Source organism: Gimesia panareensis, assembly GCF_007748155.1.
Classification (GTDB): Bacteria; Planctomycetota; Planctomycetia; order Planctomycetales; family Planctomycetaceae; genus Gimesia; species Gimesia panareensis.
On the sequence record NZ_CP037421.1, the window covers coordinates 1,178,256 to 1,201,860 of the forward strand.

Annotated in this window: 21 protein-coding genes; 12 read left to right on the forward strand and 9 right to left on the reverse strand. The window is 54.3% G+C overall.

Annotated elements, in window-relative coordinates; all coding sequences use genetic code 11:
* The first annotated feature begins 36 nt into the window (after positions 1-36).
* Entirely contained in the window at positions 37-1,116 is a 1,080-nt protein-coding gene (locus tag Enr10x_RS04525) for a ribonucleotide-diphosphate reductase subunit beta (protein WP_197996576.1), read from the forward strand.
* A 521-nt stretch (positions 1,117-1,637) separates the two neighbouring features.
* Here the strand turns inward: Enr10x_RS04525 and Enr10x_RS04530 are convergent.
* Positions 1,638-2,657, reverse strand: a complete 1,020-nt coding sequence (locus tag Enr10x_RS04530; protein WP_145448276.1) for an IS110 family RNA-guided transposase — start codon at positions 2,655-2,657, stop codon at positions 1,638-1,640.
* Between the two features lie 925 nt (positions 2,658-3,582).
* Here Enr10x_RS04530 and Enr10x_RS04535 point away from each other — a divergent pair.
* The 6 genes from Enr10x_RS04535 to Enr10x_RS04560 all read left to right on the forward strand — a co-directional run bounded on the left by Enr10x_RS04535 (position 3,583) and on the right by Enr10x_RS04560 (position 10,299).
* On the forward strand, positions 3,583-4,569 hold the full coding sequence (locus Enr10x_RS04535; protein ID WP_145104422.1) for a DUF1559 domain-containing protein: 987 nt from the start codon (positions 3,583-3,585) through the stop codon (positions 4,567-4,569).
* A 109-nt stretch (positions 4,570-4,678) separates the two neighbouring features.
* Complete coding sequence (locus tag Enr10x_RS04540; protein WP_145104424.1) at positions 4,679-5,197, forward strand: carboxypeptidase-like regulatory domain-containing protein; 519 nt, start codon at positions 4,679-4,681, stop codon at positions 5,195-5,197.
* Positions 5,198-6,030: 833 nt separating this feature from the next.
* Positions 6,031-6,279, forward strand: a complete 249-nt coding sequence (locus tag Enr10x_RS04545; protein WP_145104426.1) for a PF20097 family protein — start codon at positions 6,031-6,033, stop codon at positions 6,277-6,279.
* A 346-nt stretch (positions 6,280-6,625) separates the two neighbouring features.
* The gene (locus Enr10x_RS04550) at positions 6,626-8,269 is read left to right on the forward strand and encodes a CocE/NonD family hydrolase (protein ID WP_232093423.1); all 1,644 of its coding nucleotides are present in this window, start codon (positions 6,626-6,628) and stop codon (positions 8,267-8,269) included.
* A gap of 137 nt (positions 8,270-8,406) precedes the next feature.
* On the forward strand, positions 8,407-8,913 hold the full coding sequence (locus Enr10x_RS04555; protein ID WP_145448277.1) for a hypothetical protein: 507 nt from the start codon (positions 8,407-8,409) through the stop codon (positions 8,911-8,913).
* Positions 8,914-9,702: 789 nt separating this feature from the next.
* Positions 9,703-10,299 (forward strand): hypothetical protein, encoded by a 597-nt coding sequence (locus tag Enr10x_RS04560; protein ID WP_145104432.1) that lies wholly within the window; start codon positions 9,703-9,705, stop codon positions 10,297-10,299.
* 496 nt (positions 10,300-10,795) lie between these two features.
* Here Enr10x_RS04560 and Enr10x_RS04565 read toward each other — a convergent pair whose 3' ends face one another.
* Positions 10,796-11,338 carry a hypothetical protein gene (locus Enr10x_RS04565; RefSeq protein WP_145104434.1) on the reverse strand — a complete coding sequence of 181 codons (543 nt, stop codon included), beginning with the start codon at positions 11,336-11,338 and terminating at the stop codon, positions 10,796-10,798.
* A 77-nt stretch (positions 11,339-11,415) separates the two neighbouring features.
* On the opposite strand from Enr10x_RS04565, the gene metE reads away from it, so the two are divergent.
* The 4 genes from metE (at position 11,416) to Enr10x_RS04585 (ending at position 16,761) form a co-directional block, all read left to right on the forward strand.
* Positions 11,416-13,734: a 5-methyltetrahydropteroyltriglutamate--homocysteine S-methyltransferase gene (gene metE, locus Enr10x_RS04570; protein WP_145448278.1), complete on the forward strand. Its 2,319-nt coding sequence runs from the start codon at positions 11,416-11,418 to the stop codon at positions 13,732-13,734.
* 137 nt (positions 13,735-13,871) lie between these two features.
* Positions 13,872-14,912, forward strand: coding sequence for an ABC transporter substrate-binding protein (locus Enr10x_RS04575; protein WP_145456477.1), 1,041 nt, complete (start codon positions 13,872-13,874; stop codon positions 14,910-14,912).
* Positions 14,913-14,933: 21 nt separating this feature from the next.
* Complete coding sequence (locus Enr10x_RS04580; RefSeq protein WP_197995117.1) at positions 14,934-15,974, forward strand: FecCD family ABC transporter permease; 1,041 nt, start codon at positions 14,934-14,936, stop codon at positions 15,972-15,974.
* 10 nt (positions 15,975-15,984) lie between these two features.
* On the forward strand, positions 15,985-16,761 hold the full coding sequence (locus Enr10x_RS04585; RefSeq protein WP_145104440.1) for an ABC transporter ATP-binding protein: 777 nt from the start codon (positions 15,985-15,987) through the stop codon (positions 16,759-16,761).
* A gap of 19 nt (positions 16,762-16,780) precedes the next feature.
* Here Enr10x_RS04585 and Enr10x_RS04590 read toward each other — a convergent pair whose 3' ends face one another.
* Positions 16,781-17,101, reverse strand: coding sequence for a Dabb family protein (locus Enr10x_RS04590; protein ID WP_145104442.1), 321 nt, complete (start codon positions 17,099-17,101; stop codon positions 16,781-16,783).
* 320 nt (positions 17,102-17,421) lie between these two features.
* Here Enr10x_RS04590 and Enr10x_RS04595 point away from each other — a divergent pair, with 320 nt between their 5' ends.
* Complete coding sequence (locus Enr10x_RS04595; protein ID WP_145104444.1) at positions 17,422-18,351, forward strand: hypothetical protein; 930 nt, start codon at positions 17,422-17,424, stop codon at positions 18,349-18,351.
* Here Enr10x_RS04595 and Enr10x_RS04600 read toward each other — a convergent pair.
* From Enr10x_RS04600 to Enr10x_RS04625, 6 genes are all read right to left on the reverse strand, one after another.
* Positions 18,348-18,686: a hypothetical protein gene (locus tag Enr10x_RS04600; RefSeq protein WP_145104446.1), complete on the reverse strand. Its 339-nt coding sequence runs from the start codon at positions 18,684-18,686 to the stop codon at positions 18,348-18,350. The genes Enr10x_RS04595 and Enr10x_RS04600 overlap by 4 nt on opposite strands.
* A gap of 86 nt (positions 18,687-18,772) precedes the next feature.
* Positions 18,773-20,239: a DUF420 domain-containing protein gene (locus tag Enr10x_RS04605; protein ID WP_145104448.1), complete on the reverse strand. Its 1,467-nt coding sequence runs from the start codon at positions 20,237-20,239 to the stop codon at positions 18,773-18,775.
* Positions 20,240-20,276: 37 nt separating this feature from the next.
* Positions 20,277-21,128 (reverse strand): ABC transporter permease, encoded by an 852-nt coding sequence (locus tag Enr10x_RS04610; protein ID WP_145104450.1) that lies wholly within the window; start codon positions 21,126-21,128, stop codon positions 20,277-20,279.
* Entirely contained in the window at positions 21,125-22,093 is a 969-nt protein-coding gene (locus Enr10x_RS04615; protein ID WP_145448279.1) for an ABC transporter ATP-binding protein, read from the reverse strand. Before Enr10x_RS04615 ends, Enr10x_RS04610 begins: the two co-directional genes overlap by 4 nt.
* The gene (locus Enr10x_RS04620; RefSeq protein WP_145448280.1) at positions 22,083-22,493 is read right to left on the reverse strand and encodes a cytochrome C oxidase subunit IV family protein; all 411 of its coding nucleotides are present in this window, start codon (positions 22,491-22,493) and stop codon (positions 22,083-22,085) included. The genes Enr10x_RS04615 and Enr10x_RS04620 overlap by 11 nt, the downstream gene beginning before the upstream one ends.
* 42 nt (positions 22,494-22,535) lie before the next feature.
* Positions 22,536-23,549: a cytochrome c oxidase subunit 3 gene (locus tag Enr10x_RS04625; protein ID WP_232093231.1), complete on the reverse strand. Its 1,014-nt coding sequence runs from the start codon at positions 23,547-23,549 to the stop codon at positions 22,536-22,538.
* Positions 23,550-23,605 lie beyond the last annotated feature (56 nt).

A 23,605-nucleotide genomic window follows, 5' to 3' on the forward strand; every position in this document is an offset into this window, starting at 1 on the left:
CTGTTTTTTTCAAATGGATTTTAATGAGGTGTTATGATGACAATTCTCAATTCCAATACATCCGGTTCTCCTTCACTGACTCCCGTGGGGGATACTCCCACAGGCCGCTTCAAGGCGGATAAAAAACGACTGATTAACTGCTCGCAGGTTGACGTCAACCAGCTGATGCCGCTGAAGTATCACTGGGCCTGGGAACATTACCTGAATGGCTGTGCGAACCACTGGATGCCCACCGAAGTCGGAATGACCAAAGACATCGAAATGTGGCGTTCCAGCAAGCTCAGCGAAGGCGAGCGGTTTGTGATCATGCGGAACCTGGGCTTCTTTGCGACCGCAGAGAGCCTGGTGGCCAACAACATCGTGCTGGCCATCTTCAAGCATGTGACCAACGCCGAATGTCGTCAGTACCTGCTGCGTCAGGCGTTTGAAGAAGCCGTCCATTCCCATACCTTCCTGTACATCGTGGAAAGCCTGGGGCTCAACGAGTCTGAGGTCTTCAACATGTACCACGAAGTACCGGCGATCGCCAAAAAAGATCAGCTGGAAATGGAACTGACTTCCGAAATTCTGGATCCTGATTTCTCCACCGATTCCTTCGAAGGAACTCAGGCATTCCTCAAGAACCTGATCGGCTACTACCTGATCATGGAAGGCCTGTTCTTCTACACCGGTTTCGTGATGGTCCTCTCGTTCCATCGCCGCAACATGATGACCGGGATCGGGGAACAGTTCCAGTACATCCTGCGGGACGAAACCATTCACCTGAATTTCGGCATCGACCTGATCAACGGCATCAAGCAGGAAAACCCCGAAGTCTGGACTCCCGAGTTCCAGCAGACGATCATCGATCGCATCAAGTATGCGGCTGAACTCGAAATCGAGTACGCCAACGACTGTCTGCCCACCGGGATTCTGGGGCTGAACGGCGATCTGTTCCGCGAATACGTGCAGCACATTGCTGACCGTCGCCTGGAACGCATCGGCCTGCCCGCCCAGTACGGTTCTGCGAATCCGTTCCCCTGGATGAGCGAAACCATGGACCTCTCGAAGGAAAAGAACTTCTTCGAAACCCGCGTGACCGAATACCAGAGCTCCGGTTCTCTGACCTGGGACTGATTCGTCCGCGACACAAAAAGAAGGCACCCTCGAAGGGACCACCAGCCGGTGGTCCCTTTTTTTCATGCGCGTCGATGTCCGTTGACGTTGAGTGCCACTGCTCGGCTTGCCCGACAGTGCTGCTGAGATAAACATTTCCCACCTCCCATATCCTCCCTGCGTCTGAATCATCGGGTAACCCCGAATGCAATTCGGGGCGAGTATCGCGAGCAGGAAACTGACGGAGCAACGTTTCAAATGGCCCCCAATAACTCCTACCCTCTGAGCAGTCGGGTGCCATCCATGAGGAAGCTTCTGTCAAGACCGTAGTGAGAAGAACGCGGAATTATCCAACCATCCATCCGGCATCACTCACCTTGGCGAGGCGCCACTAGACAAATTACGGTGACTCCCATTCACTGCTACGGCATCGCAATGCGCCATGGCACCCGTCGGGATGTCACCTGAATCCCACTTTCGATCTCAACGTGAAACTTAATTCCCACACAACTCTTTGAATTACTTATCTAAACTGCAGTCGCTCAGACTGCCAGGCTCCGTTCTTTCCACAAGGTTCCATTTTTCAACATGGACCACATCACACGCACCAGGTAATGCGATGTGGCTACAATCGCAATTTTTTTCCTGTCTTTTTCCTGGCGATGAATCCGTTCATAATAGGCTTTAATCGTCGGTGAATATCGAATCCCCTGCCAAACCGCTTCGGTAACCAGATGTCGGACCTCTGCACACCCTTCCCGTGTGATATGCCCCAGTCGATTGGTACTCCCTGACTGATCCTGGATCGGGATCAGACCGAAGTAGGCCCCCACTTTCTTACTGTTGGCAAATCGATGCGGGTCATCCACAAAGGCCACGAATGCCTCAGCAGTGCGTAAGCCGATGCCGGGGATACTCTGCAATTGCTGCACGGCAATGTTCTCTTTCGAATAGCGGGCCAGTTCCGTTTCAACCAGCCTGGTTTGCCTCGTCAGTGTTTCGATCTCTTCTACCAGCATGTTCCGTTTCAGATTTTGCATCGGCTGTTTCAGATCTTTCTGTTTTAGCCATTCCATCCCCCGTATGGTCCAGAGACCAAACTCTTTGGGAACCCTGCAACCAACACTTCTCAGAAGCGAGCGAATTCCATTTTTAGCCCGGGTCCGTTTCTGAATCAGTTTGCCTCGGAATGTAATCAACTCTCTCCAGGCCCGCACGTCTGCAGTCGGGACATGAACGGTCGGAACTTCATCGAGAAACAATAGCTTGGCCAGCTTCTCTGCGTCCGCACGATCATTCTTTTGCTTGGAACGAAAAATCAATTTCAACAGTCCTGGATGAGCCACGGCAACACGAGAAGCAATCTTACTCAGAGCTTCAAAGTAGATGCCATAACCGGTACTGGCTTCAAAACAGACTTCGTATCGTCCCGGCAGGTTCATCAGAAATTGAATCACATCATCCAGGCATGGCAGCTGGCACCGCTGCAGCAGCTTACCATCCTTATTAAGTACACAAATCGTAATATGCTTGACATGCACATCTAAACCAACATACAACATCGTTGCCTCCGGCGGTGAGATTTCGTGAAACAAATTGTGAACGAACTTGTTACACGTTATTCGATCCGACGGAGGCTTCCTACATAGTTTCACTGCTCGGCTTGTCCGACAGTGCTGCTGAGATAAACATTTCCCACCTCCTATATCCTCCCTGACTACTGAATAAACTGGACTGGACCCAGACCTGCACCTGACCAGAATACCTGGTTATGCGTCGCGCGCGCGAGCAACACCTGTTTTTGACGGGAACATTCAGAACCGATGGCACAAGCACACTATAAAACCCGCTGGTTTCAGCACGATTTGAAAAACAACTGCTCATCGATGCACTCCGTTTCTTGCCAGTTTTTACCACTTATCCCCCGCTTATTACCGCATAAGATCCGCTTAAAACCATTAAAGTCACGTTTTAGCACGGAGACCCGCATAACAGAAAAAGTAGGGGCCGACCCATGTGTCGGCCCGCCTGGCGATATTCTGCTGGATGAATTTTTCAACGGAAACGTAAACCACCAGTGCCAGATCGGATAAACAACGGCGCCAACTCCCACGGGCGGACACATGGGGTCGATCCCTACCTGCAGGTTATAAAATTGGGCACTCCCATTTTATCCAACCGCACAGACGCACCAATCTACACACCCCGCACCAGAGGTGAATGAACAACCCCTTTTTAGACTATGCAAAAAAAGACTGGAATATTTTTGATAAACTGCATGTCGACCAAAACTAACTGTTGCAGAGACATAAGTTCATATTTATATTAAGGTTTATTAATATTAGAGTCGTCCCCTGATAAACTCCTACCTGGTATCTGCGCCCGATTACTCAGAACAACTAGTCTCTTTGCAATGACTTCACACGATCTGAGTACACAATTTTTTCCCTCCTTCATGATCATTCCTTTCAAAAGAAGAGGTACTCCATGAACCCACTACGCAAACTAAGAAGCGGATTTACTTTAATCGAACTCCTGGTTGTAATCGCCATCATTGCCATTCTGATCGCCCTGCTCCTGCCCGCGGTTCAGCAGGCACGTGAAGCAGCACGCCGCTCTACCTGCAAGAATAATATGAAGCAGCTTGGTCTGGCGCTGCACAATTATCACGACGCTCACTCCAAGTTTCCTTACTCGAGTGCCAACAATGCCATGGTCTGGAAGCAGTCCGGAGATCCGATCCTGAATCAATCAGGCTGGACGCTGCTGCTGCCCTATCTGGAACAGACTGCTCTCTACAATCAGTTCAACTTCAGCGCCGCCCAACGCAACAGTACGTTCAGTGGGTGGTCTTCGAACAGTTCGGGAACAGTGATGGGGGCGTCTGCTGACATTACCGCGAATATGCAACTGACAAAAAAAGTCCTCGCCGTTTTCAATTGTCCGAGTGATGATAACAATCAGACCTACAATTCAACGACTCCCTACTATGGCTGTGGTGTCTCAGGAAGTGCCATGACCAACTACGGGTTCAGTGTCAGCTCCGGCACAGGCCCCTGGGCGTTGTGGGGAAATGAAGGAAGAACCACGAGAGCTCTCTTCGGCGAGAATTCCGATTCCGATATTTCGAAGATCAAGGATGGCACCAGTAATACCGTCATGGTGTGCGAAACGACCCGTCAGGTGCGGGATGGAACAGGTAACTACTGGGGCTGTAGCGTCTACGCGGGAAATGGCGTCAACCTGGCCCACAGCCGCGGAATCAACTACTGGCTCTGTTGCTCCTGGACTCCTCCAATGACGGAACGGCCGGGCGTACTGGGATCTTACAGTATGCCCGGAAGTTCCCATGTCGGAGGTTGTATGATCCTGCTCGCGGATGGCGCTGTGCGTTTTATCAGCGAGAACACCGATGCCAGTATCCGCACCGGCCTCTCCAGAATCAGAGACGGACAGGTGCTCGGTGAGTTCTGATCTGGGAATTTGTTTTCCGGTATGTTCCACGCTCACGGATGAGGAAACCCGTGAGCGGCGGACTCTTTTTTTCTTAATCAAGCCTGCTTTTTTTCTCTGGTGGAACGACATGAGTGCCTGCTCTGATACGACGCTTAAAATGAAATTAACTCGAGGATTCGTGATTCCTTTCGCGATGATGTTTGCTGCTCTTTCCGGTTGCGGTGGTTCGGATTCCGGTCCCGGCATTGATATGATTCCTGTTTCGGGATCCGTGACGATGGATGGTAAACCGCTCGTCGGTGCAATGGTGGAATTTCATCCTACTGGCGGAACGAAAGGAAACGGAGCATTTGGCCTGACCGATGAAGCAGGCAAGTTTACTTTGACTGACTTTCATTCGAATCCGGGGTGCCCTCCCGGGGAGTACGGCGTGACCTTCTCAAAGCTCACGCAACCGGACGGGTCTCCGATCCCTCCCGATTCCCCACAAGGTGGTGTCGGGATGAAAGAACAGATTCCCCCTGCCTATAACCTGTTCAAGCCCCATTCGATCGTCCAGGCAGCCACCGTCAAATCGCCTGAATCGACATTCGAATTTCAACTCGACTCAAAATTCAAACCCCCGCAGTCGTTTTATCAAGAATAGTCATCGAGTCTCAAAGTGTGCCCGGGACGCGTCATGATTTTCGCCCGGAGAGACAGTACAGGGAACAGAACTCATTAAATAAGAGCCCTGCCCACCAGTCTCGCATAACAGAAAAAGTAGGGGCCGACCCATGTGTCGGCCCGCCTGGCGAAGAACAATGCATCATTAGCGGGCAATCGGAAAAAGTTCGATTTCCATTTATCAGAAACACCACCAAAACAGGGTGCCACTGCTCGGCTTGCCCGACAGTGCTGTCACCAATGCTCCCCAGGATACAATGAAGGGGTAAGCCCGGATGTAATCCGGGCCGAGCACAGCGAGCAGGAGGTCGCAGCTTCCGCGTACGATTCCCTGTAACCACTCCTGTTTTATCCAATCGCACGTACGCACCAATCTGAATACCCCGCACCATGCAGCAGGGCGGCACCATCGCGTCGTGCCCACAGTCTTCAAGAACCACTCACCAAAATGAGCGGAATGGCGCCAGGTAGCGTTTATTTAATAGTTTTCAGCGTGATCATGAGGTCGTTAGCGTTAGCTATGTAAGTATTCACCGTGGCCGGGGGTATGCTGTTACTTTTGTTTTCAGGACTTCAACAGCAGAAAAGCAAAATTAGCCGCAGGGCGTTAGCCCCGGTTGAAACGACTTTGGTATAGACCATCCGAATTAAGAAACGCTACCTGGCCACCGGTTTGATATCAGCGACCCAACCCTGGAATCAGCGGCGGACGCACGCGCTCTCCCCCAACCTGAAATTTTGGTGATCCAAATGCGTCCATCCTGCGTTAAACTGCGATCGGCCTGTTTAAAACATGACTTACTGGAGATTCTAATGAGCACAACACCGCATTGCCCTGACTGCGAAAAAGAGATGGAAAAAGGATTTATCCCGGATAATATGTTCCTGGGAGCCCTGCAAACGGTGTGGCATCCAGGCGATCCTGAAAGCGCGGGCGACACCTTTTTCGGGATGAAGGTGAAGAATAGAACTAAGACGGTTCATGTGGATCAATCCGGAACGAGAAAGATCACAACCTACCGCTGCCCCGCCTGTGGTCTGCTGCGGTCGTATACGGAGTGACTGATTGGCTGGGTTTGTTAGAATTGGACCAGATTATTTAACTGCTTTTTCTACTTTCGAATAGGTAGAGAAAAAAAGAGTTCAGGACTCTTAAAAAAAGACAGGACTCTTAAAAAAAGATGAAGAAATTAGCATAACATCTTTTTAGTCATGACAGCGTTCTCAATAGATTTCACGTCCAACTATCTGGAGCGTTACAGGAGCAAGCACCATGCCCTCAAGGCGAATTCGATTATCCATCGCATCTTGTTTAACTTTGTTTTCAGCAATCATCCCAACCGAAATCCTTTCAGCGTCGGATACTGAATCGATCAAGGTTGAAGTAAAGGAAAACGTTGCCGTGCCGATGCGCGACGGAGTCATCCTGAGAGCAAACGTTTTCCGGCCCGATCGTGGCGGCCCTTACCCCGTTTTAGTAATGCGTACACCCTACGGAAAGTCGAGTCGAATGGATCGCTATGTCAAAGCGGGTTATATCGTCGTGTCCCAGGATGCGCGTGGACGATACGATTCGGATGGGGAGTGGGAGTCATTTGTACGTTTCAAAACGCATGATGCGGAAGACGGGTACGATACGGTCGAATGGGCGGCAAAGCTGGAAGGTTCCAACGGAAAAGTCGGCACGTTTGGAGGGTCCTACAATGCCTTCCTGCAATGGCGATTAGCCCCATTGAGGCCACCCTCACTGGTCGCCATGTGCGCCTATAGTATTCCGGCGCGCTATACCGATCTGGAAGGTCCGGGCACGATCCGACCCGGGCGTCGGCTCCATTGGTGGTCCGTCTCCATGTCGCCGGACATGCGCCGTCGTGCGGAACGGGAAGGCACTCACGCGCGCGCTGCAGCACAAAAAGAGTGGACTTCTGGGAAGTCCGAGCACTGGCTGAATTTCCTCCCCTACCTGGATTTGCCGCAAGAAGTCTTCGAGGATGAAATCAAGCCTGTCCGTGACTGGCTGAAGAATCCTCATACAGATCCCTGGAAGCTACACAAAGCCGTGAATGAAATCACGGTCCCGAATTTAAATATCATTGGCTGGTGGGACCATTGCAACGGAGACCTGATGCTGGATCGTGCCATCAGGTCGGAGGGGGGTAGTAAGGTTGCACGCAATGGCTCGCGCACGATCGTCGGCCCCTGGTCTCACGCAGGTCTGGGCCGCCGCCGCTACGGGAACATCGATTTTGGCCCACAGGCCGTCTTTGATATGACGGATTACCAGATACGCTGGTTTGATTATTGGCTGAAGGGAAAGCAGAACGGCATCGATAAGACCTCTTCATATCGCATCTTTGTCATGGGAGACAACGCATGGCGTGACGAGCCCGATTGGCCCCTGCAGCGGGCCCAGGACAAGGTCCTCTATCTCGGCAGCGCTGACGGAGCGAACACTCCCGCCGGCGATGGGAAGCTGGCGGTCGATTTACCGTCGCAACAGGGCACTGACACTTATCGCTACGATCCCGCTAACCCGGTGCCTTCACTGCATGGGGAACGATTATTTCAAATTCCTACGGACCAGCGGCCTTTAGCCAAACGTCAGGATATTCTGGTTTATCAAACGGATCCCCTGGCTGAGCGCATTGAAGTGACAGGAAATCCCACTGTGGAGTTGTACGCCGCATCGTCTGCACCCGATACTGATTTCATTGTTCGATTGATCGATGTGCACCCGGACGGACTGGCACGCGATGTGTCGATGGGGGTGGTTCGGGCCAGGTATCGCGAGGGACTCGATCAGCCGAGTCTGATTCAACCGGACTCGGTAGTGAAATACACGATCCGCATGAACCCCACGTCGAATGCATTTCTGCCCGGTCACAGGATTCGCCTGGATATCACAAGTTCGGACTTCCCGAATTACGATCGCAATCACAACACGGCAGCAAATCAAAACGCCGACGCAGAACTGAAGATCGCCGACCAGACCATTTATTTCGGCAGCAAATACCCCACCAGAATCGTACTGCCATGGATAAAGAGTGAATGACAGACGCTATTGCCAGGCGGCACAGTTCTCGTATCGGGCGACAAGGCTGCTCAGTTGACGCCTGTCGTGACAGAAAAAGAACATTCAAAGGGGGCAGGACTCTTAAGAAAGAGACCTGACCACTTTAATGACCACTCATGAAAAGTAACCCAATGAATTTTGATGAGTTGATTGAGGCCATGTGTGCCCGTGACAAGTATGACGACTTTGGAAATCTTGCCTGGACGATCTACACGGACAATCCTGAGAAATTTTATTCTGATTTCTTCGACAAAGTCAGACAGTTCCTCAAGGAAGGGGGCGATTTACATCAATCATTTTCTCCAATGGGGTGGTCACTAATGCATCTTGCCTGCAAGAAAAGAGACGTCCGACTGATCAAGGGGCTTTGGGAAGTTGATCAGTATTTACTCCATACACATGCCGATTGTCACTATCCGCCGATTTTCCAGGCATTGGATTCTGATATCGATTGTCATATACAAGTCCGTAAACCAATTACCCTGGAAACCACAAAAGCCATGCTTGAACTGGGAGCAGACCCGAATTCCAGGCATAAAGATAACAGGTCTTTAAGAGAGGCGGCCGCGAGTTATGGAACTTCAGTTGTGGAAATATTTGATGAAATCATCGGGCTGTACTAAATGAATGCAGGTAGATAACATCTGGAACTTATGAGCTGCTTTGTGTGTCATGATGTCAGATCCCCGGGTATCCCCGAATGTAATTCGGGGTTGTCGGAGACAACAGGAAACTGTCAGAGCACTCTGGCAATTGAGAAAGCAGAAACCGCTTCGACTTTGGTCCGCAACGGAATTGTGCTCTGAAAACATGAGGCCTCACTGTCAGTTTCCTGCTCGCTGCGCTCGGCCCGAATTGCATTCGGGCGGACCCTTTTTAGGGGGCCTGGCAGGGCTCTAAGGATAGTGATCGATGAAACTGTATCAAAACAACACAAAGATAGCATATTCCATCTTTTGGTTATCTTTTGTCGTAAGCATTCTCTTAGATTTAGCTAGCAGAAAATTATTCAACTATAAATTCTTCTATGTGGGATCAGCAACTGTGCCCGCAATGACGCTTATTGTTTTGCTTCATCTCTTATTTTTAATCGCTGCTGTGATCTTATTTATTTCTTGCTTTTATTATAAGCCAATCCTTTATCGAAAATGGAGACCCTTTTGGGGAGTCGTGATTTTCCTGTTACAGGCGGTGTGCAATTATGCTTTGTATACTCTGATATTGCTCGAATATATTTTTTAAGAAAATTGACAGGTCTTTAAAGAGAAAAGGGGGAGGACTCTTAAAAAGAGACCTCCCCCTTTTAATCTCAGTTACGACATCCTTTCTGGTACAAAAAACAACATGGACCTTCATGCGAAGCGAATGTCTGACCTCCTGTTCCGCATGATAACCTTTTAGACGGAATCATTATGAATCAATTGCAGCAAGACACCATTGAAGACACAGAGCTTGTTTTGGACGACAAGGAGCAGCATTATCTTGGCCCCAGTCTGGTTCTCAATCGATGTCAAATCATCTTGAGGACAAATGCAAATGCACTGACTATCACAGATGTTCGCATAAGCGATTGTCACATTGAAGCCAAAAAGAAGCTGACGAACTTCCAGATGTGGTGCGCAGCCAAACTGAGAGGCTGCACGTTCGCCGGTTGGTATGTTGGCAATGATTTCGGTCACTGGGCCGAGCAGAATCCGAACGGTGCGATTGAAGATTGCGATTTCTCAAAGGCGATTCTGGATGGTTGTCGATTTATGGATTGTAATGCTGAATCGATCGTGTTTCCCAAATGGCCGTGTTTCACGATATTGCATCCGGCTCAACATCGGAAAGAAATCGAACTTGTCGATTGGCCAGGAACTCTTCGTATCTGGGCAAATGTCGTGGCGGCGTCGCTGGACATCACAACCGCTTCTGTTGGATATGCTCCCACAGTGGCAAAGCAATTTGACAGCACTGAAGACGAGTTGCGAAGTACACTGGAAGGAATGAACTGCGTGAAAATGTAGCAGGTACTTCGCCACCACCCTCGCCGGGTGCCCCCGAATGCAATTCGGGGTTGTCGGAGACAACAGGAAACTGTCAGAGCACTCTGGCAATCGAGAAAGCAGTAACCGATTCGACATTGGTCCGCAGCGGAATTGTGCTCTGAAAACGTGAGACCTCACTGTCAGTTTCCCGCTCGCTGCGCTCGGCCCGAATTACATTCGGGCCTACCCCCTCTTCGGTGTTGAAATCAAATTGGTTCGATAGTAAAGGAGAGGGATTTTTAAAATATAACACCAAATTAAATAAACTGCGAATCGGAAAATTTTCGTGTATTTCGTGCCTTTCGTGGTTCATATAATTGATCGAGCAATACACAGAACATCGTAGCGACTGTTTGAGACAGTACTAACTGGACTGGAACCAGTTTCTGTTTCGCGTGTCATCATGTCAGATTCCATCATCTCACTGACTGATCGTTTTGACTGATTTTCAAGTTGACGAATCTGTGAGCGCGTGTTAAGCTCGCTGTCCGTTGGAATTGATGAAACGCCTGTTGCGTCGTTTCACTTCCTGCTTTTGTTTCGTTTTCACAGGAAAACAGCTATGACTCTTTACATGCAGCGCGTCCACTGGTGTGACCGACTGTATGTCTCGCCCGAATACAGACGGGTTGGAGACGCAGATGATGCCGAGTCTGACATGCGCCTGGTCTAAGACTGGCACTGCTGTTGCGCGCACTGCGAGTTGTGTGCGCCTCCCTCGCGTTTGATTGTGTGTTCGATCCTGCGCGAGTGGTAACGCCTGTAATAAGTGGCAACGGCTGTGAGTCCCGTCAGATCCCTGTTCGGTTTCTGCCTGCGCGCCTTGAAGTTGCGCCGGTAAACGTGCCGGCGCGGTTCCTGTCTGCAGTGCTCCGTCAAAGATCAGCGCGCTTAGTCTGGTCTCGATCGCTTTTTGTTTTTCACGGTCTGTGAACTCAGGGAAGGTCTGCGCGTAGGGTGCGCGCTCCTTGCAAAAATTCGCAGACACGTCGCCGCTGCCGGTACGCACCGAAGTCACGTGCGCTCCCGGTACGCGCGGTGGCAGAACTCTTACCCACACAATGAATATCAAAACACTTTGAAAGGAGCCAGCAGATGGCTATTGCTACGAATCTTGGATTTCCCCGTATCGGCGCGCAGCGTGAACTGAAACGGGCCGTTGAAAAATTCTGGTCCGGAAAAATATCAGAAGCGGAATTACACAATGTCTGTCGCGAACTGCGTGAAACCAACTGGAAACGACAGCAGCAGGCGGGGATCGCGCACATTCCCTCCAACGATTTTTCTCTTTACGACCAGGTCCTGGATACCGCGGCGCTGGTCGGTGCGATTCCGCGGCGGTTTGACTGGTCGGGCGATGAAGTTGACCTGGCGACCTACTTCGCGATGGCGCGGGGCGGGAAAGGGGGGCAGTCGGTCACCGCCTCAACGGAAGGCGTCGCGGCACTGGAGATGACCAAATGGTTCGACACGAACTACCATTACCTGGTCCCCGAGTTTGAAGTGGACCAGCAGTTCCAGCTCGCTTCGCGGAAGCCGATCGAGGAGTACCTGGAAGCGAAAGCCTTGGGGATCGAGACGCGTCCGGTGCTGCTGGGGCCGGTCTCGTTTCTGCTGTTGGGGAAGACCTGGGAGGCGGATATCGATCCTTTAAGCCTGCTCGATGCACTGCCGCCCGTGTATGCAGAGGTGCTTGCGGAGCTGGCGGCAGCCGGGGCGGAGTGGGTGCAGATTGACGAACCCTGCCTGGTGCTCGATCTGACGGAGTCCCATCAGGCGGCTTTTCAACGGGCCTACGATCGGCTGTCGATCAACGGGAATCAGCTCAAAATTGTTCTGGCGACCTATTTTGGTGATCTGAAAGAGAACCTGTCGACCGCGGTATCGCTGCCGGTCGATGCGCTGCACATCGATCTGGTGCGGGCACCGGAACAGTTGGAAGAGGTGCTGGCCCAACTGCCGGAAGAGCTTTCGCTTTCGCTGGGAGTCGTCGACGGGCGGAACATCTGGAAGAACGATGTCAGCCGCTCGATTTCGCTGGTGGAAACCGTCGTGGAACGGCTGGGAACAGATCGCGTGCTGATCGGGCCATCCTGTTCGCTGCTGCACACGCCCGTCGATCTGTCGCTGGAGTCGGCGCTGGATCCGGAAATTCGCCAGTGGCTGGCGTATGCCCAGCAGAAGCTGGAGGAGATCAACCTGATCACGCGAGCCATCAATGGCGGACGGAAATCAGTGGCTGCGGAACTGGCCTGGTACGATGAGAAGATGGCAGCCCGGCGGAATTCGGAGCGCGTGCATCGTACGGAGGTGAAGGAACGCTGTGCCGGCGTGACGGAAGAAATGCTGCGACGGCAGTCTCCTTACCAGCAGCGACAGACGATCCAGACGCACGAACTGCAGTTGCCCCTGTTTCCGACGACGACCATCGGTTCGTTTCCGCAGACCGATGAGATCCGCAAGGCGCGGGCCGCGTTTAAGAAAGGGGAACTGAAGGAAGCGGCGTACGAAGAATTTCTCAAGCACTGCATTGCCAGTGATATTCGCTGCCAGGAAGAGATCGGCCTGGATGTGCTCGTGCATGGCGAAGCGGAGCGGAACGACATGGTTGAGTACTTCGGCGAACAACTGGAAGGTTTCATTGCGACGCAGCATGGCTGGGTGCAGAGTTATGGCTCGCGGTGTGTGAAACCCCCCGTGATCTTTGGCGATGTGCAGCGCAGGGAACCGATGACGGTGAAGTGGACTGCTTATGCGCAGTCCTGTACCGGGAAGCTGATGAAGGGGATGCTCACCGGGCCGGTGACGATTCTGCAATGGTCGTTTGTGAGAGACGATCAGCCCCGGAGCGTGACCTGCCAGCAGATCGGACTGGCGATCCGGGATGAAGTGCTCGATCTGGAAGCGAGCGGCATCCGGGTGATTCAGATCGATGAGCCGGCGATCCGTGAAGGCCTGCCGCTACGGAAGTCCGACTGGGACGCGTATCTGCAGTGGGCGGTGGACTGTTTCCGGGTGGCCTCGGCAGGCGTGGAAGACGAGACGCAGATCCACACGCACATGTGCTATTCGGAATTCAACGATATCATCGAAGCGATCGGGGCCCTGGACGCGGATGTGATTTCGATTGAGACGTCGCGGAGCAACATGGAACTGCTGGATGCGTTCGTGCAGTATCATTATCCGAATGAAATCGGACCCGGCGTGTATGACATTCATTCGCCCCGGGTGCCGACGGTGGAGTCGATTGAGTATCTGCTGGAGAAAGCCCTCGAAGTATTGCTGCCCCGCCAGTTGTGGGTGAATCCGGATTGCGGGCTCAAAACCCGCAAATGGGAGGAAGTGCGGCCCTCGCTGGAGAACATGGTCACGGCAGCCCAGCAGCTGCGGGCCCGGTGGCTGTCGCGCGTCTGAACGTGTGATTCACAGGAAAAGATGAATGAAAACGTAGTCAGCAACGGAATGTTCGTTGTCGGACATTCCGGGCTGATCTACGATAGAGGGCAGGTGGGGACCGATCCCCGCGGGAAGAAATGGAAACCAACACTGATATGAAACATGGATTCGAATTGAAACTGATCCTGCTGTTACTGACGCTGGCCTGGTCTGCGGGCTGTGGTTCGCAGGAGGACGCTTCTGTTGCAGCGCAGGCAGAGCAGGCGGCGAAGGCACCTGCGTCCGAGCTGCCGGTTGCTCCGGAAGAGGCGGAAGTCGACGTGGTCGCGGAGACGAAGTCGTTCCCGGTCACGGTGAAAGATTACCAGGGGCGCGATGTCACGCTGGCGAAACAGCCACGGCGGATTATTTCGCTGCTTCCGTCGCATACGGAGACGCTGTTTGCGCTGGGGGCGGGCGCACAGATGGTGGGCTGCACGTCGCTGTGTAACTATCCTTCGGAGACAAAGGAACTGAAACAGATTGCACTGGCGAACCCGGGCAGCATCAGTCTGGAAACGCTGGTGGCACTGCAGCCGGACCTGATTGTGACGGGCGGGGATTATCACCGTCAACTGGCAGCCCAACTGGAGACCTTGAAGATTCCGGTGCTGGCACTGGAGTCGCAGTCGGTAGCAGATATTGAAAAAGCGATGCTGGGGATCGGGCAGGCGACCGGGCATTCTCAACAGGGGAAAGCGTTAATCGACCGGTTGAACCAGGAGATCGCCCAGTTACAGAAACAGATCAAACCGTTTCAGAAAGAGCAGCGGCCGCGCGTCTTTTACCGGGTCTGGGATCAGCCGTTGATGACGGCCGGCCCGCATTCGTTTATTGGCGAGTTGATCACGCTGGCCGGGGGAGAGAATGTGTTTGCGGATGTGGAACCTGCGTATCCCCAGGTGAGTGAAGAGACTCTGATCCTGCGGAACCCGGAAGTAATCGTCATGCCGCGAATGAAAGAGGGGCCCGCGGACGCGCAGCAGGTGCTTGAGAAACTGCGTCAGCGTCCGGGGTGGTCCGATCTGGCGGCGGTGAAAGAGGGACGCGTGTATCTGATTGAAGACGATGTGATTTCCCGGCCCGGTCCGCGGGTGGTGCAGGGACTTCAAAAACTGGCACAGGCGTTGTACCCTGAGGCATTTCCCAACCCTTAAGCTTGAGAGTGAATTCTGCAGGTGAGACCCACGCAACCCCGTTTTGCTGTCTGGCGAATACTCCCGTTCCTGGGAGGGCTGCTGCTGGCGCTGCTGGTGGGAATTCATTTTGGTGCGGTGCAGTTATCGCTGTCCGAAATCTGGCAGGGATTGACAGGCGCCGCAGCCGGCGCGCAGATCGAGACGATTCTGTGGCAGATCCGACTGCCGCGGGTGGTACTGGCGGCCTGCGTCGGTGCCGGACTGGCGGTTGCGGGAGCTGCGTTTCAGGGAGTGTTTCGGAACCCACTGGCCGATCCGTTCGTGATTGGCGCTTCGAGCGGTGCCGCCCTGGGAGCGACACTGGCTCTGCTTTGCCTGGCGGGAAGTGTGACGGTCATCACGAGCACCGGGCAGGTGCCCTGGCTGATCCTGGCTGCCTTTGGCGGTGCGATGTTGATTGTCGGGGCTGTATTTGTGATCGCGGCACTCAGTAACCTGGGACGGAGTGCGCCGCTGTTGACGTTAATCCTGGCGGGGATGGCGCTCAGCAGTTTTACCGGCGCCCTGGTGTCGCTGATCATGTTTTTGAATCATGAGATGCTGAATACAATTTTCAACTGGCTGCTGGGAAGTTTTTCCGGCAGGCACTGGAATGAAATTGCGATTGCCGGTCCGGTGATCCTGGTGAGCGGCGGTCTGTTGTGGATGTTGTCGCGGCCGCTGGACCTGTTGTCGTTCGGGGATGAGACAGCGATGTCGCTGGGGCTGCCCAGTGGCAAGGTGCGGTTGTTGATTTTAGCGGCGGCCACGTTGTGCACGGCGGCCTGTGTGTCGGTGTCGGGGGTGATCGGATTCCTGGGACTGATGGCACCGCACATGACACGGATTCTACTGGGCCCGCGACACGGACTGCTGATCCCGGGGAGTGCGCTGCTGGGGGCGATTCTACTGGTGATTGCCGACACGCTGGCACGGACCGTGATTGCACCGACGGAGATCCCGGTGGGGGTGGTGACGGCCTTGATGGGCTGCCCGTTTTTTCTATTCCTGCTGATCAGCCGCGGCCGACAGACAATGTGAAAGGTCTCCCATGCACGAAATTGAACTGGAGAATGTGACCTGCGGTTATCCGAACCAGCGTGTACTGCAAGAAGTATCACTGGCAGTGGAGCCGAGCAGGGTGCTGGTGTTGCTGGGCCCCAATGGTTCGGGGAAGACCACGCTGCTCCGCGCGCTGTTTCAGTTGATCGCGGTGCAGCAGGGTACGATCCTGGTGGAAGGCCAGGATGTGCAGCGACTCTCGCGGCGGGAGATGGCTCAAAAACTGGCATTGGCACCACAGCTGGAGGTGCCTCAATGGCCGATGACGATTGAAGAGACCGTGCAGCTGGGACGCTCGGCTCACCGGGGCTGGGTGCAGCCGTTTGGTGAAGAGGATACGGCACACGTGGAAACGGCACTGGCGCAGACCGGATTGACAGAACTGCGGGGGAAGAAGATTACGGAGATCTCCGGCGGGGAATGGCGACGGACCCTGATTGCCCGCGCGCTGGTCCAACAGACGAAGGTGCTCTGCCTGGATGAACCGACGACGGGACTCGATCTGAAATATCAGGTCGAGATCCTGTCACTGATTCGCGATCTGGCACATGAGCGGCAATTGACGGTGCTGCTCACGATTCATGATCTGAACCTGGCCAGCTGTTTCGCCGACCAGATTGTGCTGCTGGCCGGAGGAGAGATCGCTGCGTTGGGAACCGCGGCGGAGGTGTTGACGGAAACGCGTTTGAGCGAGGTCTATCAGACCCGGGTCAAAGTCGTGCCCCATCCGGAATACCAGACGCCGCTGGTGGTTCCCCTGCTGTAACTGAGTCGGGCGGCTGTGATCAGCCGGTGACGTAGCTGTCGAACACGCGGACCTTGGCCCAGGACGCTTTGTTCTCTTCGATGAACTGCAGATGCTCCGGCGCGGTCTGGTAGACGTCGTGGGATTCTTTCGTGTCGAAAACCACGTTCAGGGCGACGTGAAATTCCTGGTCGTTGACCTCCCGCTGGAATTCGGGGCCGCGCTGGCCGGCGGAAAAGTAGACGACGCCGGGATGATCTTTCAGATATTTGTGGCAGGCGTCCACCATGGTCTGGATGGCTTCCGGAGAGCCGTCATTGAGAGTGAAATAGACCATGTGAGCCAGTTGTGTGTCTGCCATGAGGTTTCCTTTGGGTGCTTTCTGATGTGGTAAGTGTATAGATAGAATGATGTTAGGTGCAGTCAGGGCGGGTGCTGCCTGATGCCAGTCTCCCTATCTTCTCAAAAATGGGGGGAAATGTCACCGGTACCGGGAGTGAATGAATTTTGGAATTCGGGAAATTTAAAATAAAGCGACTTTAACGATTATGCCGATAAAAGAGAACGGTGGGTAATTCGTTCGGGAACCTCATCCGGGGAACCCGTGTTTCAGAATGACTGAAACGGGAACGAAATCAAGGAGTGCCTTTCAGCACACTTAGTCAAAAAAGGAGTTTTTCGATGTCCCCCTGGATTCGAAATGTCATTGTTGTCGCATCACTGTTTCTGATCTTTTCCGATACCAACAACGCGGACGCGCATCTGTTTCGCAGACTGTTTAACCGTGGTTGTAACAGTTGTTATTATCCGCAGCACGGACGTTGTGGGCATCGTTGTAAAAAACTGGCCCGGCGTTATTTCCGTCGTTGTGCACCGGTAACCTCCTGTTGCCCGGGCGTCTGCACACCGCCTCCGCCGCGGATCTGTTACCAGGATATTATCTGCACCGAATACCGGATGGTCCCTCAGACACGGAATGTACCTGTCACGACTTATCGCCAGGTGACTGTGGATGAAGGTTGCTGGCAGCGCGTCTGGGTTCCTAAAATGGTCACCAAACAGATTCCTCAGACCTGCTATCGCCGGGAAACGACCTACGTCCGTCAGCCTTACCAGGTCCGCAAACGGGTTCCGGTGATGGCACCCCAGTCAACCTGCACCGACTGCATGAACAACGGACTGCCTTCGATGATCAGTCCTTCGCCGACCATTATCCCTTCGACACCATCCACGCCGTCACCGACTCCGATGACTGTGCCGACACCGACTCCGATGTCTTCCACATCACTGGACCTGGGCGCTTACCCGACACTGGCACCGACGGTCGCTGCACAGCCAGCCGTTTCCTGGGGAACGGGTGCGACTACCTCTTATGCGAGCACAGCCAGCGTTGGACCGGCTCTGCCTCCGAGTCCTGCCATGTTGCAGGTGCCTCAGCTGCAGACCAATGCCAACTCCAGCTGGCAGACAATTCCTTCTCTGAATGCGACACCGGCGACCACCGCCTATGATGATTCCCCATCAGGGTCCACTTCAGCGAGAGGGGCGTTCCGTCCTGCACCATCCGCAGCGACGGTCTGGAATACACCTCGTCGCCAGCGACTGAACTAGTCGCGCGACTGATCTGAATCCATTTCCGAATTCGAACCGGGATCTGCGGCAGGTTGCTGCGGGTTCCGGTTGTTTTCGTATTCGTGGATTGCGTTCTGTTCCCGGCGGTTCATTTTATAGAAGGCGAAGCCGAAGCCGGTGAAGATCATGGCGGGCATGGTCAGCATGAAAGCGATGCTGTACATGTAGGCCCGCGGTTTGCGATCGTCGGTCTCATTGAGCTGTTTACACATCGGGCAGGCGGCAGCCGGACGGATCAGTGCCGGGCTGGAGAACAGACCGAGCAGGGCGGTCGCCAGTAAACAGGATCGGATGAATCGAAATCGTTTGCACATGGTAATCAGACTCGGTTAACGGATATCGCGAATACACTTAAAGGATAACAGAACGCAGGGGCTGTGCCAATTGTTTTCAGGTCTGCTCATGATGCTCCGGGCAGATGGTAGAGCATGAGATAAATCACGACACCGGTGATGGAGACATAGAGCCAGATCGGAAAGGTGATTTTGGCGATCCGCCGGTGGGCTTCCCATTGCTGTTTGAGTCCGCGGCGGATGGTGATCCAGGCCAGGACCGGAACTGCTGCCGCCAGCACGACATGCGTGATCAGAATGAAATAGTAGACGGGGCGGATCAGGCCTTCTCCCTGAAACTTGCGTGACGCATCGCCGGTATAGCTCTGCAAAGCAAAGTGGTAGACGAGATAAAAGACCAGAAACAGAACGGAGGTGCCGAACGCGGTCAGCATCGTTTTCTTGTGTTTTTCCTGCTCCCCCTTGCGAATGAACCCGTAGCCCACCATCAGCAGGACCGTGGCCAGCCCGTTCAGCCCGGCATTGATCGCGGGGAGCTGCAGGACCCAGTCGGGAGCCTGAGCCGGTGCTTCTGTTTCGATGACGGTCTCTTCCGTTTCTGTTGCGACGTCCACCGGTTCCGCATCCGCAGCCGGCTCTGATTCGGTCTCGGACTGCATCAACAGCAGCGGCAGCAGCAGTGTGTTCAGGGAGATCATGCCTGCCTTGGCCGGCGGTTTGGCAGCCGGTTTCTGTTCGTCTTTGGCGGGAGCGTCTGTTTTCTGATCTGTTTTCGCCTTGGGTTTCGATGTTGCTTTGTCTTTGGTGTCTGCTTGCTTGTCGTCTTTCGCTTCGCCTTTGACGAGCTTGCGGACTTCGCGGCGGAGCTCAGCCATCTGGGCGTCGTCGACGGCGTTGAATTTTCCGAGCACCCGCCCTTTGGGATCAACGAGCATCACGTTGGTAGTGTGGATGACTTCAAAGCCGGGCTTGCGGGCGGGGCCGACATTTTCCTGCACGGGCATCAGGAAACTTTTTTCGATCAGGTGGAAGATATCTTTCTGATCGCCGGTCAGGAAGAGCCACTTCTGGGGATCGGCGCCCATCAGTTCGGCATACTGCGAGAGGACTTCGGGGGTGTCGTGCTTGGGATCGACGGTGATCGTCACCAGGCGGAAGTCGAGGTCCTTCAGGTCTTTCTGCAGCTGATAGAACTGGCCGGACACGCGGGGGCAGGGTCCAGCGCAGCGGGTGAAGACGAAGCAGGCGACCCAGGGTTTGCCCAGCAGGTCTTTCTTCGTGATGGTTTTACCGCTGCGCTCGGTCAGTGAGAAATCTTCGATGCCTTCTTTGGGCCAGACCGGTCCCTTGATGCTGACCTCTTCGGTCTCTTCCGTTTTTTTCTGTTCCGCTTCGAACGCTTTCTGCTCTGCTTCGAGCCGGGCCGCATGTTCGGCTTTGCTCTGTTCGAGTGCCAGGTCACTCTGCTTTTTCAGCTGCCAGGTGGCGAACGCACTGACGGCGACGAGTATCCAGAGCGAGATGGTCAGGATGAGGGGAATGCGGCGGGGTGGTTTGGGTTCGGTTTGGGTCATATTGCTACTTCAAATCTTGTTTGATCGTCGTTTGTGTTTAACGGGCATTACGGGTGGCCCGCTGCCCGGTCATCCAGATGGCAAGTACTACATAAATTATACACACGACCGCGGTGACGGTCAGGCAGACCATCATCGAGGGATTGCCGGGAGCCGTCGGAAGCGTGACATCGGAGGAGAGAATCCGCCGGAGTCCGGTGACGCCGTAGGTTAACGGATTGCCGCGAATGATCCACAAGAGCCAGCCGGAATCACCTGCGGGAAAGAACGAGCCTGAGAGCAGCCACATCGGCATCAGGAAGACGGACATGATGGCGTGAAAGCCCTGTGTCGATTCCATCGGCCAGGCGATGAGATAGCCCAGCGCGGTCAGGCTGAAGCCGAGCAGAAACAGGAACAGGATCAGGGGGATCAGACTGGCGAGGGTGACGCCTGTTTCAAAGTCGGGGGCCAGTCCGACCAGTTTCAGCAGTGGACCCAGAAAAATGAACAGGACAGCTTGTAAAACGGCCAGAATCGTGCCGCCCAGCAGTTTGCCGAGCACAATCGAGGAGCGGGGAACCGGGGCGACGAGCACTCCCTGCAGAAAGCCTTCCTTGCGATCTTCGATGATTGAAATCGTGGAGAAGATCGCGGTGAACATCAAAATCATGACGGCCACACCGGGGAAGAAGTACTCCTGGTAGGTCATACCGGCGGGTGCCCAGGCGGGCGCCTGGAAGGAGCCCCGTAAACCGGCACCAAACAGGATCCAGAACAGAATCGGCTGGATCAGGGCGCCAATGACGCGGGTGCGTTGTCGGACGAAGCGGACAACTTCGCGGTGGGCGAGCGTCAGGATCGGCAGCAGGAACGCTGGTTTGTGGGCGGTGGGCGTACTCTGATTCATGCTGACTCCTCCGCCTGCCAGAACTGGTGACCGGTTTCATGGATGAAGACGTCTTCCAGTGTTGGTTTCCCCAGCGAGACTGAGGTGACCTGTTCGGGAAAGGCGTCGATGAGGTCCTTCAGAAATTCGTGTCCGCGTGAATGTTCCAGGCGGAGGCTGCCGTTGATTCGCTGGGGGGTGACGCCGAACTTGTCCGTGATCAGCGTCTGCAGTACGTCGGGATGCTCGGCCTGAATGGTGAGGCAGTCGCCGCCGACCGAGGCGCGGAGTTCATCGGGCGTGCCGCAGGTGACGAGTTCGCCCCGGTTCAGGATTCCCAATCGGTCACAGTGTTCTGCTTCTTCCATCAGGTGAGTGGTGATCAGGATGGTAACGCCGTTTTCGGTCTGCAGCTGTTTGAGATATTTCCAGAGGTCGTGCCGCGCGCCGGGATCGAGGCCGGTGCTCGGTTCATCGAGCAGGAGCACGCGAGGTGAATGCAGTAGTCCCTTGGCGATTTCGACGCGGCGTTTGAGTCCGCCGGAGAGGGATTCGGCAAGGTCGCCTTTACGGTCGGTCAGACCCAGGTGGGCCAGCACGGTTTCGATGCGTTCCCGCATCAATGCACCGGAGATGCCGTACAGGTGTGCCTGGTGTTTGAGGTTTTCCAGCACGGTGAGTTTGCCGTCCAGGCTGGGTGACTGAAAGGTCACGCCGATGAGGTTCCGGATTTCCTGCGGCTGAGTGGCCAGGTCGAGGTCGGCAATTTCCGCGGAACCGTCCTGCAGCGGGAGCAGGGTGGAGAGCAGGCGAAACAGTGTGGTTTTTCCACCGCCGTTGGGTCCCAGCAGACCGAAGATTTCACCGGTGCGGACTTCGAAACTGAGTTGATTCAGGGCGAGCCGCTGCCCGTAGCGGTGTGAGATGTTCTGAACCACGATCCGGGACGCGCGGGCGGTTTCCTGCAGGGGCGTGTTACTCAACATGACTCTTTTCGGGCTGGTCGGGCGCCGCTTCCGCGGAGGTCTGCTGCGCCTGTTTCAGGTAATCAATCTGGGGGGCTTCATTCGTGTAGTAATGAATGCCGATATCGGGGGTCATCGCGATGGTCAGCCCCATGGCCAGGATGATCGTCGGGCTGAGCAGGACGTACTTCCATTTGCCCTCGAACTTGAGGTGCATGAAGTAAATCAATACGAACAGGGCTTTGGCACAGGCGACGGCCAGCACCAGGAAGGCCAGCAGGACGACTCCTTTAATGCCGACCACGTTTTTTTCTCTCAGATCGAGAATATCGAACACGATCGAGAGGATGGTGCAGAAGCAGAGGGCGTAGAAGATGCTGGTATATTTGGTGTAGGCGGGATGGGCGGGCTCGTTCGACATCTTACTTCAGTCTTTCCAATATAGTATGCGATCGCTTTGTCACTAAACGATGTAAATCAACGGGAACAGGAAGATCCAGACCAGGTCGACGAAGTGCCAGTAGAGGCCGATGTTTTCGACATAGTCATGCCACTTTTCGCAGAGCCGTTTCCCCTGGATGAGGACAATCGCGAACAGGATCATGCCGATGATGACATGCAGTGCGTGAAAGCCGGTCAGCAGGAAGTAGACGGAGGCGAACAGGTTGCCGTAAATAATGGGTTGCAGGTGATGCACGGGGGCGAGCAGGGCGCCGTACTCGGGATTCTTTCGCAGGGCGTCCAGTTCCTGGTTCATCTGGGGAACGGTGATCGATTCTTCCAGTGCCTGCGCGTTTAAGGCGCGGTATTTGGCTTCGAGATCGAAGTAGGCCTGCAGTTCTTTTTTGCGGGCTTCGGGAGTGTCCTCGGCGGTGAGGTCCGTCTGCAGCTGTTTCCGCAGCTCTTCGACGGGGGGGACGATGGCCTCGGTTTTTTCGTCGGAGACGCCGGCCTCTTCGACTGATTCTGCGTCTTCGGTGGGTTCACTCTTAGCCGGGTCTTTGATGCCGGAGAGGGCGATCGCCTGGTTGTCGACGACCTGTTTCAGCTCCCGCATCGATTTGTCGATCGCCATCTGCGGGGTTTCCGGAATGTGACCGGGCAGAATGTCGTATTTGAATTTGCCCGCGTATTCATAGGACTTGATCCCCAGGAAGACGCAGCCGAGCAGGAAGACCAGCAGCAGATATTTACGGGCTTTGGCAAAGTCTTTGACCTTCATGCCTTCCAGTGACATCACGACGAAGTAGCTGGAGAGGATCAGGACGAACGTATTCAGTCCGCCGGCCCAGATCCGCAGGTGGGTCACGTCGGCATCGGTGGGCCAGCCGGGGGAACCGGCACGCAGCACGATGTAGGCTCCGATGAAGGCGGAAAAGAACATGATCTCGGTTGCCAGAAAGAGCCACATGCCCAGTTTGGAATGTGGAATGGGAAGTCCCATGCGATATTGTGGCGAATTACTTTCGTGACTCATTGTCGTCTTTCACTTTGCTTCGCAGGCAGTTAAACAGTCGTAGTCTTCAATCGACG